Raw genomic sequence first — 12247 nt, forward strand, 5'->3', positions numbered from 1 at the left:
CGCTATCATGGTGTACAGTCCACACCAGTGCAGCAGTAGGAGTTAGGGTACGTGGCGTCTAACTATAGCCCCGCAGACATCGAGAAAAAATGGCAACAGGTTTGGGCTGAACAAGGGCTAGACCAGGCCGTGGAAAATGCAGACCAGCCGAAGTTTTATGCCCTGTCGATGTTCCCCTACCCCTCCGGGAACCTGCACATGGGCCATGTGCGTAACTACACCATTACCGACGTGATTGCCCGGGTGCGGCGAATGCAGGGCTACCGGGTGTTGCACCCCATGGGCTGGGATGCCTTTGGCTTACCGGCGGAGAACGCCGCCATTGATCGGGGGATTCACCCTGCGAAGTGGACCTACGAAAACATTGACCAAATGCGATCGCAGCTACAAGAGCTCGGTCTGTCCTACGATTGGGACCGAGAGGTGGCCACCTGTGCCCCCGACTATTACCGCTGGACCCAGTGGATCTTTATCCAAATGCTGGAGATGGGGCTGGCTTACCAAAAAGAAGCCGCCGTCAACTGGGACCCCATCGACCAAACCGTACTGGCCAACGAACAGGTGGATAGTGAGGGACGTTCCTGGCGATCGGGAGCCCTGGTGGAGAAAAAACTGCTGCGCCAGTGGTTTTTAAAAATTACAGACTACGCCGAAGAACTGCTGCAGGATCTGGATAAACTGCCGGGCTGGCCCGAGCGGGTGCGAACCATGCAGGCCAACTGGATTGGTAAGTCCACTGGTGCTCAGGTGGTGTTTACCACCGAAGCGGGGGATGACCTGCCGGTGTTTACCACCCGCCCCGATACCCTCTGGGGGGCTACCTTCATGGTGCTATCCCCAGAGCATCCCCTGGTGGAAAAACTTACCTCCCCCGATCGCGTGGCCACCGTCGACGACTACCGCAAGGAAGCCGCCGCTAAAAGCGACATCGACCGCACCGCTGAGGATCGAGAGAAAACCGGGGTATGGACCGGAAGCTATGCTGTGAACCCGGTGAATGGGGCCAAAATTCCCATCTGGATTGCCGACTATGTGCTGATGGGCTACGGCACCGGGGCAATTATGGCAGTGCCCGCCCATGACCAGCGGGACTTTGAATTTGCCCGCAAGTTTGACCTACCGGTGACGGTGGTGGTGCAGCCAGAGGGAGAAACCCTGGCGGGCGATACCCTGACAGCGGCCTGGCCCGGTGAGGGGGTGATGGTTAATTCAGGTCCCCTGGATGGGGTTCCCGCTGGCAAAGGGGACGGGCAGAGCGTGGCGGCGGCCATTCAGTGGCTGGAAGCCAATGGCAAGGGCCACGGGGAAGCCAACTACCGTCTGCGGGACTGGCTAATTTCCCGTCAGCGCTATTGGGGGGTACCGATTCCGGTGGTGCACTGCGACGAGTGCGGCATTGTGCCGGTGCCCGATGACCAGCTGCCGGTCACCCTGCCGGAAGATGTGGAATTTTCGGGGCGGGGGGCGTCCCCCCTGGCCCAGCTAGAGCATTGGGTGAATGTGCCCTGCCCCACCTGTGGTCGCCCGGCCCGGCGGGAAACCGACACCATGGACACGTTTATTGATTCCTCCTGGTACTTTCTGCGCTACGCCGATGCCCAAAACCCAGACCAGGTCTTTGACCCGGCTAAGGCCAATGACTGGATGCCGGTGGATCAGTATGTGGGGGGGATTGAGCACGCGATTCTGCACCTGCTGTATTCCCGGTTTATTACCAAGGTGCTGCGCGATCGCGGCCTGCTGACCTGTGATGAACCCTTCCAGCGGCTGCTGACCCAGGGCATGGTGCAAAATGTCACCTACAAAAACCCCAAGACCGGCAAGTATGTGGTGATAGACGCGATCGCCGATCCCCAAAACCCCGTAGACCCCGAGACCGGCGATGCCCTCCAGGTGTTCTACGAAAAAATGTCCAAGTCCAAGTACAACGGCGTGGACCCCAAAGCGGTGTTGGCCAAGTACGGTGCCGACACCGCCCGCATGTTCATTCTGTTTAAGGCCCCCCCGGAAAAGGATCTGGAGTGGGATGATGCCGATGTGGAAGGGCAGTTTCGCTTTTTGAATCGAGTTTGGCGATTGGTGACGGACTTTGTTGAGCGTCGATTAGTTGAGTTTCCTCTACGTCAAGCCTTGAGCCTTGATAATCGTAAGTATGGGTTGAAGAAAGAGATTCTAGCCCCTACGCTGGAAGACCCCAATGACCTATTGTGCCTTTTGATTCCAGTTCTAGATCTGGATTTGCTATGCATTAGGCAAGTCTTTCAGACGTGTGAAGAGTTAAATGCTGAAAAGATCGGCATAATGCTTCGTAGAACCCAAAGCTTCTCTGACGAGCTACTAGAGTCTCATTCTGATGATGATATTCAAAAGGGAGTTACTTGTAGGAATTTGTTGGCTTTGCCTTATATCTTCCGTGAAGAAGGTGAAGCAGCGTGGGGAGATACTGTGGATAAGCAGCATATTCTCTTCTCTGATGATCTCCAACCCGAAGGTCTATTAAGTAAGCTTCAAGACTGTGAACCTCAGCGTAAACGAGTCGATGATGAAGTTCAGTTCCAAGCTGGTATGGATGTTTTAGACACTCTGTGCTCTATTTTCGGTATGGGGCCGCAACAAATGGCCTCTGGAGAAACGAAGACAGAAAAAACCCTGCGCCGGGCCATCCACACCGCCATCCAGGCTATCACCGAAGACATCGATGGCGACTACCAGTTCAATACCGCCGTATCGGAACTGATGAAGCTGAGTAACGCCCTGAATGACGCCGACTGCCAGAACTCCCCAGTCTACAGCGAAGGCATTCGCACCCTGGTGATGCTGCTGGCTCCCTTTGCCCCTCATATCGCCGATGAACTCTGGCACCAACTCGGCCATTCAGACTCGGTACACCGGGCCCCCTGGCCGGTGTTTGACCCCAGTGCCCTGGTGGCCGATGAAATCACTCTGGTGATTCAAATCATGGGCAAAACCCGGGGCACCCTGGAAGTGCCCGCCGACTCGGACAAAGCCGCCCTGGAACAATATGCCCGGGAATCGGACATTGCCAAAAAGTACATTGACGGCAAAGTGATTAAAAAGGTGATTGTGGTGCCGGGCAAGCTGGTGAATTTTGTGCTTGCCAAGTAACCCTCACTTCTAGCCATGGCCAGCTTTCCCCTCGGGGTACCCACTAGGGTGCCCCATTTTTTTGGACTTAAGCATCTCTTAGCCCAGGCATAACTCAACCTTCCCAGCTTGATAACCTAACCTTCCTGCTTCCATAATCTGCTCCCCCTAGCATGGGAGCGGATTTCATCTGCCCAGGGCAAAGCCGGGCCATTCCTTGGCGTGGCCCTTTTTCCAGCCCTGGGTACCCAGAGAGGAGACTAAACTATGACCAATCAGCGCGATCGCCGATCAAAGTATGTCCGCATTTTACAGGGGGCCTTACCAGCTGACCAACTAGAGCACGGGGATGAGCCCCAGTGTAACCGCTCGACCAACCCCACCTTTGAATCCATCGTTAACCGCCGGTTGCAGCGGCGTCAGGTGCTCAAAGGCAGCCTGGCCCTGGCTGTGACCTCCATGTTCACTGGCCCCGCCATCAACGCCCTGCGTACCCAATCGGCGGCAGCGGCCACCCCCATGCTGGGGTTCACTCCCATCCCCGTCAGCGAGGCCGACACCATTGAGGTGCCTGCGGGTTACACCGCCCGTACCCTCACCCCCTGGGGCGAACCCATTAGCGGTCGTATGCCCGCCTACAGCCTAGATAACAGCGGCGCTGATCAAGGGGTGCAGGTGGGTATGCACCACGATGGCATGCACTTCTACCCGATCGAAGGCCGGGATCCCTACGAAGGCAGCTCCCGTGATGGCCTGCTAGTGATGAACCACGAGTACATTGAACCTCGCTACATGCACCGGGTGGCCATCGGTCAGGCCCTGGATGCCGGCAATGTGCCGATGCAGGCGGACGGCAGCCGTGTCAGTGATCAGGTGCTGAAGGAACTGAATGCCCACGGCGTCTCTGTGGTGCGCATTCGCCAGCAAAACGACGGCACCTGGGAAGTACAGCGGGATGGCCGCAACCGCCGCATCACCGGCCTTACCCCCATGGAGATCAGCGGTCCGGTGCGGGGCAGCGACCTGGTGAAAACCAAATACAGCCCCAACGGCACCAGCACCCGAGGCACCCTGAATAACTGTGCCCACGGCGTTACCCCCTGGAACACCTACCTCACCTGCGAAGAAAACTGGGCCCGCTACTTCGTCAATACGGATCAGATGCCTGACAGCAACCAGGGAGATCCAACCTCAAATCAGCCCAGGGAACACAAGCGCTATGGGGTAGCCACCGATGTCGGTCGCTATGGCTGGGAGCTGGCCGACAACGGCGCTGACGAGTATGTGCGCTTTGACGCCTCGACTAAGGCCAGCAGTCCCACCGGCGATTACCGCAACGAACCCAACACTTTTGGCTGGGTGGTCGAAATTGACCCGTTCCGCCCCAACAGCACCCCGGTTAAGCGCACCGCCCTGGGCCGCTTTGCCCACGAAGGTGTCGTGTTCCAAACCCCGGTGGAAGGGCAGCCCATCGTCTGCTACTCCGGTGATGATGCCCGGTTTGAATACATCTATAAGTATGTGTCGAACCAACCCTACCGCCGGGCCACCGCCAACGGGTCCCTGCTGGATGATGGCACCCTGTATGTGGCCAAATTTAATGACGATGGCAGCGGTGAATGGATCGCCCTGAACTACGGGCAAAATGGCCTGACCGCCGCCAATGGCTTTGCCAACCAGGCTGAGGTGCTGGTCAACACCCGGGCCGCCGCCGATTTTGTCGGGGCCACCAAGATGGATCGACCTGAGTGGGGGGCTGTGGATCCGGGCAACGGCCAGGTGTACTTTACCCTGACCAACAATACCCGCCGCACCGCTGAGCAGGTGGATGCCGTGAACCCTCGCCCTGACAACCGCTGGGGTCAAATCGTCCGCTGGAGCGAAGCGGGCAACAACCCTACAGCCACCAGTTTCCAATGGGATCTGTTTGTGCTGGCGGGTCCTGAAAATGACAGTGAGAAGCTGTCTGGGGAATCCCTGAACGATAACAGCATCTTTGCCGCCCCCGATGGTCTGTGGTTTGACGCTAGCCGTCGTCTGTGGATTCAGACCGACATCAGCGAAAGCGTGATGAACACCGGCGATTTTGCCCAGTTTGGTAACAACCAAATGCTGGGGGCCAACCCAGAAACCGGGGAAATCCGCCGCTTTTTGACCGGCCCTATTGGCCAGGAGATTACTGGGGTGGTCACCACCCCCGATCAACGCACCATGTTCATCAATGTGCAACACCCTGGCGCTACGGTGAGTGCCGATGAATTTGCCGCTGGTCAAATTAACTCTCGCTGGCCTGACAACAACCCAAGCATCTATCCCCGCTCGGCGACGGTGGTAATCACCAAAAACGACGGTGGTGTCATCGGTAGCTAGGCGTTGCTGAATCATCTTGCTTTTGACGTCTAAAGCCTTTGCCGAGGTAATCTCGGCAAAGGCTTTTTTAGGGTGATTTCATTAACCTAAGCTTGAGCAAACCTTAAACTCCAACTATATGGCTACATAGGATAATAAAGATAAAGCTTGTTAGAGGTAGGCATTTATGTCTAATAGTAGAAAACAAGAGGCTATGCATTTCCCCAGAAAGATAGGGACTACAGTATTAAATTTTGAAGAGTGGGCGACAGAAGTCAAGCAACAGATGCTCGCGTCTTTGCAAAAAAAGCGTCCTAATGGAGAAGAGAGTATCTAAACCAAATTAAAAGTTGGTAGTTTTTGGCCCACAGGGTGAATGCCATCTATCACTGGGAGCATATTCTCCAGAAGTCGCCTGAGCCACCAATCCTATGAAGGAATAGGAGTTTTGAGGTTAACCCCTATGCGTCTTTTGGTCATTGGTGATATTCATGGCTGTGCTACCGCCCTTGAGGTTCTACTGAAGGTTGTCGATTTGAAAGCAGGTGACAAGGTTATTAGTCTTGGTGACTACATCAATAAGGGGCCTGAAAGTAACCTTGTTTTAGATCACTTAATTCAACTCTTTGATCAGGGGATTTTACTTCCTCTAAGGGGCAATCACGAGCTGAAGTTAGTGGCAGCCAGAGAAAAGGGCCAAACCCAAACCAGCGCAGAAACCTTAGTAGATTGTCACACCCTGGCCTCCTATGGCAGGCCGGGGCAGGCCGGGTGTCTTGCAGACATTCCTGAATCCCACTGGCGGTTTGTAACGCACCACTGTCTAAACTGGGTAGAAACAGCAGGACACATTTTCGTCCATGCCACTCTTGTGGCTGATAAGCCTTTGATCGAGCAAACAGAGAGGGCTTTGTTTTTTGATAAATTTAACCACCCCTTGCCGCATATGTCGGGTAAGACCTTCATTTGTGGTCATACGCCCCAAAGAGATGGGAATCCTCTGAATTTAGGCCATGCCATCTGCTTAGATACAGCAGCTTGCGCAGGACAGTGGCTTACCTGCCTAGATGTGTTCAGCGGTCGGGTTTGGCAAGCTAACCAGCAGCGAGAGGTACGAACATCTTGGATACAGGACCACCTAAAACGATGTTAACAAGTAGAAGATCGGCTCAGAACTGGTGGTAGGCCAGTCCTAAATTTGTAGGTCAGATGGCACGATAGCAAAGTCTAGTACGCTTACCCTTTTTGATTTATCCGGCATTTCACTACAACCGACGAGAGCCCTAACTTTAGCCTTGACGCTTATCAATTTGCTACGTTATGTCTAATCTTAGTGAAATGTTATGAAGACAAAACATCATGAAGATTGAGTCAGTAGATCCTTCGATTGCTCTGGGAGAGTTTGCTCGCCAGATTATCAATCAAAACTTCCAGAAAATTGTCGGTCAAGAACAAGCCGTTTTGATGGATCAAGATCCTGAGCCCCTGCATCAAATGCGGGTTGGGATGCGACGGCTGAGGACGGCCTTGACTATCTTTGAAACCGCAATTGTGCCCTCTAAAGGAATGACCCGTCAATCTATTGGTAAAGTGGCTAAAACCCTGGGGGAGACACGAGACCTCGATGTCTTGGAAGAAGCACTGGTAAAACGCTATAAACCCTTGCTTCAGAAACCAGAACGGGCCACGTTCAAAGCTGTGTTGAAACACTTACATGATCAACGCGATCGCAGTTTTCATCGCCTAGAAAAAACCCTCCAGGGCGATCGCTACCCAAACTTTAAGCGAGCTTGCCAGAGCTGGCTAGAGCAACCGACATATACCTTGATGGGACATCTGCCCACGCTGCCGATGGTGCCCGATTTACTACTACCCTTGGTTAGCCAACTGTTTCTGCATCCTGGCTGGCTGGTTGGGACCACCATTCAAGCAAACGTAGCAATCCCCATTTCCTTAGATAATCAGACAGAACTCACCCGGCAACTTCAGGACTTAGGGGAAATTCTCCACGACTTGCGTAAGCAAATCAAAGCCGTCCGCTACCAGGCCGAGTTCTTCTCAGGTTTTTACCCAGACATATTTCATCAAAGAACCGAAGAACTCAAAACCATGCAGGATGTTTTGGGCAGCCTGCAAGATAACGTGGTGATGCATGCGTTTTTTGACACTGCACTCACCTCGCCTCTTTCTGTAGCGTTGCCGTCAGTTGCCAGCTATCTCCAACAGGAGCAGACTGACTTTTGGCAGACCTGGCAACCCTTTCAAAGGCAGTACCTCTCGGCTCACTTTCGCCAGGAATGGCGATCGCTGCTGAGCACTCCTCTAGAAGACGCCAATTGTCCTAGCCCATAGCTAGATTTCCCAGAATCGGTAGTAGGAGGTCTGATATGGTCAATTCAAATCTAAACTCCAATGCTGAACCCCATACTCTATCCAGCCCCAGTGACCTGCTAGATACCCTCCGGTCCTTGCGAGAAACCGTTAATCAAGATGGGCTGGATATGTTCAACCAGTGGCGATCGCACATCCACCGTCGCGAGTTTTTACCCAGTGCTTTGAACTTGGCCCATTACCTGGTTCTGCGAAGACACGACCTGCGTTCCTTGCAGACCGCGCTAATGCCCTGGGGGCTTTCCTCCCTAGGGCGGATTGAAGCCCGAGTTATGCCCAACCTGGACGCCGTCATTGCCACTCTGAGCCAGCTATGTGGTCACTATAACCTTAAACTTCAGCACCCTCCCTTAGGGGCCTTTTTCGAGGGACAACACCTGCTGCTGCAACATACGGAAGAATTGTTTGGCCAAACCCAACCCCATCGCCGGGTCAAAATCATGGTTACCTTGCCGCCCGAAGCCGCCAGTAACTATCAACTGGTCAAAGCCATGGTGCAGCGGGGGGCCAACTGTGCTCGGATTAACTGTGCCCATGACAGCTTGACAGCATGGGGGCAAATGATTGCCCACGTTCATCAGGCAGAGGCAGAAACTGGCAACCGCTGCACCATCATGATGGATCTAGGGGGACCAAAAATTCGTACTGGGCCTGTGCGAACTCCCTCGGACAAAAAGCGTCTGTTTCGCGGAGACACTTTTGTGCTGTCTCGTTGCACCCCAGAAGCTATGTCCCAGCCAGAAACCCTACCAGCCTCTTCCCATCCACTGCAAACCTGCTGTAGCGTACCTGAGGTTTTAGACCTGCTAGAGGTAGGTGCCCCTATCTATATTGACGATGGCAAGCTGCGCACCACCGTTATTGATACTCATTACCCAGATGTCCAGGGACGTCCAGGACTGCTGCTTCAAGTCACCCATGCTCGGCCCAAAGGGGTAAAGCTGCGGCCCGAAAAAGGTCTAAATTTTCCGCATACGGTTTTGCCCCTAGCCCCACTCACGAATAAAGACCTGCAAGACTTAGACTTCGTCGTCACACAGGCCGATATCATCGGCTACTCGTTTGTGCAGCTCCCTGCGGATATTGAGTTATTGCAGCAGGCTATTGCTCAACGCTTGGGTAATGGCCCTAAGCCCCCTGCCATTGTCGCCAAAATAGAAACTGCCGTGGCTGTCACTAACCTGCCAGAGTTAATTATCCATGCGGCTGGCAAGCAGCCCTTTGGGGTGATGATTGCCCGAGGCGATTTAGCGGTAGAAATTGGTTACCAGCGGCTAGCTGAAATCCAGGAAGAAATACTGTGGCTCTGTGAATCGGCCCATGTGCCGGTGATTTGGGCGACCCAAGTCCTGGAAAGCCTGGTGAAAGAAGGTGCCCCTTCCCGGGGGGAGATGACCGACGCTGCGATGGCTGAGCGGGCAGAATGTGTCATGCTCAATAAAGGCCCGTTTATTGTGGAAGCGATTACCATTCTGGATGATGTGCTTACCCGTATGGAAGCCCACCAACTGAAAAAAACATCCCAACTCCGCGCCCTGAGCGCTTGGGCAGAATGAATGGGCCACACTGAGATTCTCTGGGGTGCCAGTTCTAGCTTTCTAGCTAAAGCCCCGGGTGCCGGGCAATTGAATTAAGTAGAGGTCTTACCCCTCCGCTCCACAAACTTTAGGGCTTCAGCATAGTGCAGGCGCATTTGGGGTACCCCTTTCACCACCAAAATCCAACCACCCTGCTGACTTACCAATTGCCAGTCTGCCATGGACAAACTGGACTGAATGCAGTGCTCCCCACTGTCGGCAACCTGACAAACTAATCCATATCGAGTCGCCTGCTTCAGCAACTGCTGGGAAACAGAGCCAGTCATGTCGTCAGCAATCGTTGTTGCCATCACCACCTGTTTAGTCTCCTCGTTGGCTGGATCGACCGGGCCGTAGCCTACACCGGTCATTGTCTTTGCAGCACCTGGGGGATGCTCCATGGGAAGATATTGTATATATCAATACACCTTGATGTAAACCAGTCCAGAGGGGTCAAACAGGCGGATTTAAGCTTTCCTTCATGATTTTGGCCCTGGCCGCCAATCTACCAACTTCTACCACTCTCCTGCACCGTACTGCTGGCCAGCACTCCGGGCCAATTTTGGCTACCTTTGGCAATGTTTCCTGGAATATCCCTTTGCCACTGGCGCTGTACCCCAGGGCTATAGTTCAGGTAGAGTTTGCCATCTACAATCCGCCAAGCTTCTGGGTCAATCGAAGCCAGATAGCCGTTGCTGACGGCTAGGGCGCAATAGCCGCCATACTGAGGGGCGTAGGCTTCAGGGTTGGCGGTAAACTGAGCCAGGTTGTCGGCGTTGCTGAACCGCCAGGTGGCCCCATTCCACTGGTACTCGTAGTCAGCCACCCCTCTGACGGCTTTGCCTTCCGTGAAGTAAGCCACGGGATCGGCGCCACGCAGGGCGACATCGTCAAAGCTATATACGCCAGGCTGCTGAGCGGTGCTGTCAGCTTTAGCCGCCGCACAGGGATCAGCCGCCGCACAAGGATCAACGGCCTGGATCTGCTCATCCACCCCAGACTCAACCGTCGCACTTGGACTACAGGCGATCGCAGTTAGGCCAATCAGCGATGCCATAGCCATGACTCCCCAATCATTCACTCGCATAATTAACCTCGATGTCTTTTCTAAACCGTTGGGCAAAACACGGGACAGGGGGCAGGTATCAGTCTGGTTATTGCCTCCCGTGTTTAGCCTGTCACGCCCAGCTGAGAGCGACCTGAGCGGCGGTTGACAGTTCCCTGACCAACAACACCCGCCGCACCGCTGAGCAGGTGGACGCCGTGACCCCTCGCCCTGACAACCGTTGGGGTCAAATCGTCCGCTGGAGTGAGGCGGGCAACAACCCTACAGCCACCAGTTTCCAATCGGATTTATTTGATTTATTCCTTTTGCCCAGAGCCTAGGCCCAGGAGAAAGCGCCAGCCTAACTGTGGTCAGGTTGGTGACAGTTAACTGGCTGAAGGATTTGAAACCGATACGGAGAGGGAGGGATTCGAACCCTCGGTGCCTTTCGGCACACCCGATGTCAAGTCGGATGAGCTTAGCCTTGAAATCATTGTATATCAATGGTTTTAGAGGTCGTAAATTTTTATTGAGCCAGTTTTGAGCCGGTTTTGCCTTTATCCCCGTTGGTTTCGAAGATAGGTTTACTTGATTCAACGGTAAATGAGCACTTAAGGGCTATAGCTACTGCTGGCTTGAACTCACAACTACAAAGATATGGTTGAAGCAGTACCCGATTCTCGCCTTGCTGCTGAAAGGCCTCTAGAGCAAGTAGAAAACAACTGACCATAAAACAAAGCTCCTACTTTTCCTTGCGATCGTCACCGATTCACCTTGAGAAGAGTAGGAGCTGTAGCGCTGTTCTTTAGTGATTCTTGCTTATGCTCCAAGCAATGCTAAGCATAATCACTCGATGATCACATATCGGGTTAAGACCCTCATCACCTCATTAACCTTACCTGTCGGGACAGGTTTACTCCATTCGCGCACCTCTGCAAAGCCAACCCGGTACAGTTCATGGATCACTCGTTCTATGGCGAAGGCGGAACCCGTGAGAGTAAGCAAGACCTTTTCTCTACCAGGTTCGGCAATGGGTTCGATAGCGATCGCGGCCTGGGTATCAATGCTGGACAGAGGTGAAGTCAGAAAAGCTTGAGGCATAACTAGAGTCCTTACAGCGTGAACCAAAAGGTATACGCATGAATATAGTTATCCATTAGGTATTCGTCAACTACTAGGCATACGTTTACTGGGCGCTGAACCTCTGACACCATTAGGTTTATGGGTAAAGCAGGTCAGGTGCTCAAGCACGTTCTAGAGAAATACGGCGTTAGCCAATACAGCCTTGCGAAGTCGCTAGGGGTAGAGCGCACTAACGTCTATCGCTGGGTACATGAGCTGAGAGACCCCACGGCAGAAACTCTGTTAGACATCGTAAAAGCCCTTAAAATCTTGAATAAGCAGGCCGCTGAAGAGTTTGCTCGGTTGTACTTAGGTGATGTGCTCACTGACGAGGACTCTTAGCCGCTTTGCCCTATCGACCGAATGCCTATCCATAAGATTTAGCCCTAGCCCTATGGTCAGTGTTATTCCCGCCAGTCACGTCTCTCTTGCCCTGCTCGAAGCGCGCTATGGCCTGCGGGAAGCCACCCAACCAGACTTTTTTTCAGAATGGACCCAGGGGCTAGGGGACCTGACCGAACTGGAAAAACAGTATCTGGATCGGGTTAAAACCCATTTCAAACGCCTCTTGAAAAGCCCGCCGCTGCTAGAAAACAGCGTCAAAGGTCAATCCGGGGAACGACCTCTATGAAGTGCTGAAGATTATGCAGCGTATCGG

Annotated in this window: 10 protein-coding genes; 7 read left to right on the plus strand and 3 right to left on the minus strand. The window is 53.6% G+C overall.

Going from position 1 to position 12247, the window contains the following annotated elements; translation table 11 throughout:
* Positions 1–51: 51 nt before the first annotated feature.
* The 5 genes from leuS to E1H13_RS15850 all read left to right on the plus strand — a co-directional run bounded on the left by leuS (position 52) and on the right by E1H13_RS15850 (position 9401).
* Positions 52–3126, plus strand: coding sequence for a leucine--tRNA ligase (leuS, locus tag E1H13_RS15825; protein WP_347404171.1), 3075 nt, complete (start codon positions 52–54; stop codon positions 3124–3126).
* A gap of 246 nt (positions 3127–3372) precedes the next feature.
* Positions 3373–5475 carry a PhoX family phosphatase gene (locus E1H13_RS15835; protein WP_169614411.1) on the plus strand — a complete coding sequence of 701 codons (2103 nt, stop codon included), beginning with the start codon at positions 3373–3375 and terminating at the stop codon, positions 5473–5475.
* 442 nt (positions 5476–5917) lie between these two features.
* A complete protein-coding gene (locus tag E1H13_RS15840) occupies positions 5918–6607 on the plus strand; it encodes a metallophosphoesterase (RefSeq protein WP_169614412.1) in 690 nt (229 codons plus the stop codon).
* Between the two features lie 206 nt (positions 6608–6813).
* Positions 6814–7806 (plus strand): CHAD domain-containing protein, encoded by a 993-nt coding sequence (locus E1H13_RS15845; RefSeq protein ID WP_169614414.1) that lies wholly within the window; start codon positions 6814–6816, stop codon positions 7804–7806.
* A gap of 35 nt (positions 7807–7841) precedes the next feature.
* On the plus strand, positions 7842–9401 hold the full coding sequence (locus tag E1H13_RS15850) for a pyruvate kinase (RefSeq protein WP_169614416.1): 1560 nt from the start codon (positions 7842–7844) through the stop codon (positions 9399–9401).
* 74 nt (positions 9402–9475) lie between these two features.
* On the opposite strand, the gene E1H13_RS15855 is transcribed toward E1H13_RS15850, so the two are convergent.
* The 3 genes from E1H13_RS15855 to E1H13_RS15870 all read right to left on the minus strand — a co-directional run bounded on the left by E1H13_RS15855 (position 9476) and on the right by E1H13_RS15870 (position 11568).
* The gene (locus E1H13_RS15855; RefSeq protein WP_169614418.1) at positions 9476–9823 is read right to left on the minus strand and encodes a hypothetical protein; all 348 of its coding nucleotides are present in this window, start codon (positions 9821–9823) and stop codon (positions 9476–9478) included.
* Between the two features lie 104 nt (positions 9824–9927).
* Complete coding sequence (locus tag E1H13_RS15860; RefSeq protein ID WP_240966665.1) at positions 9928–10479, minus strand: YHS domain-containing (seleno)protein; 552 nt, start codon at positions 10477–10479, stop codon at positions 9928–9930.
* Between the two features lie 834 nt (positions 10480–11313).
* Positions 11314–11568 (minus strand): hypothetical protein, encoded by a 255-nt coding sequence (locus tag E1H13_RS15870; protein ID WP_169614425.1) that lies wholly within the window; start codon positions 11566–11568, stop codon positions 11314–11316.
* A 120-nt stretch (positions 11569–11688) separates the two neighbouring features.
* On the opposite strand from E1H13_RS15870, the gene E1H13_RS15875 reads away from it, so the two are divergent.
* Positions 11689–11931 carry a helix-turn-helix transcriptional regulator gene (locus E1H13_RS15875; RefSeq protein WP_169614427.1) on the plus strand — a complete coding sequence of 81 codons (243 nt, stop codon included), beginning with the start codon at positions 11689–11691 and terminating at the stop codon, positions 11929–11931.
* 52 nt (positions 11932–11983) lie between these two features.
* On the plus strand, positions 11984–12220 hold the full coding sequence (locus E1H13_RS15880) for a hypothetical protein (protein ID WP_206070572.1): 237 nt from the start codon (positions 11984–11986) through the stop codon (positions 12218–12220).
* Positions 12221–12247: the final 27 nt, after the last annotated feature.

Source organism: Nodosilinea sp. P-1105 (assembly GCF_012911975.1).
Taxonomy (GTDB): Bacteria; Cyanobacteriota; Cyanobacteriia; order Phormidesmidales; family Phormidesmidaceae; genus Nodosilinea.

Bases quoted from the DNA above. Each gene is read 5' to 3' on its own strand.
- E1H13_RS15835 (WP_169614411.1), top strand. From the start codon at position 3,373: ATGACCAATCAGCGCGATCGCCGATCAAAGTATGTCCGCATTTTACAG.
- E1H13_RS15840 (WP_169614412.1), top strand. From the start codon at position 5,918: ATGCGTCTTTTGGTCATTGGTGATATTCATGGCTGTGCTACCGCCCTT.
- E1H13_RS15845 (WP_169614414.1), top strand. From the start codon at position 6,814: ATGAAGATTGAGTCAGTAGATCCTTCGATTGCTCTGGGAGAGTTTGCT.
- E1H13_RS15850 (WP_169614416.1), top strand. From the start codon at position 7,842: ATGGTCAATTCAAATCTAAACTCCAATGCTGAACCCCATACTCTATCC.
- E1H13_RS15855 (WP_169614418.1), bottom strand. From the start codon at position 9,823: ATGGAGCATCCCCCAGGTGCTGCAAAGACAATGACCGGTGTAGGCTAC.
- E1H13_RS15860 (WP_240966665.1), bottom strand. From the start codon at position 10,479: ATGGCATCGCTGATTGGCCTAACTGCGATCGCCTGTAGTCCAAGTGCG.
- E1H13_RS15870 (WP_169614425.1), bottom strand. From the start codon at position 11,568: ATGCCTCAAGCTTTTCTGACTTCACCTCTGTCCAGCATTGATACCCAG.
- E1H13_RS15875 (WP_169614427.1), top strand. From the start codon at position 11,689: ATGGGTAAAGCAGGTCAGGTGCTCAAGCACGTTCTAGAGAAATACGGC.
- E1H13_RS15880 (WP_206070572.1), top strand. From the start codon at position 11,984: ATGGTCAGTGTTATTCCCGCCAGTCACGTCTCTCTTGCCCTGCTCGAA.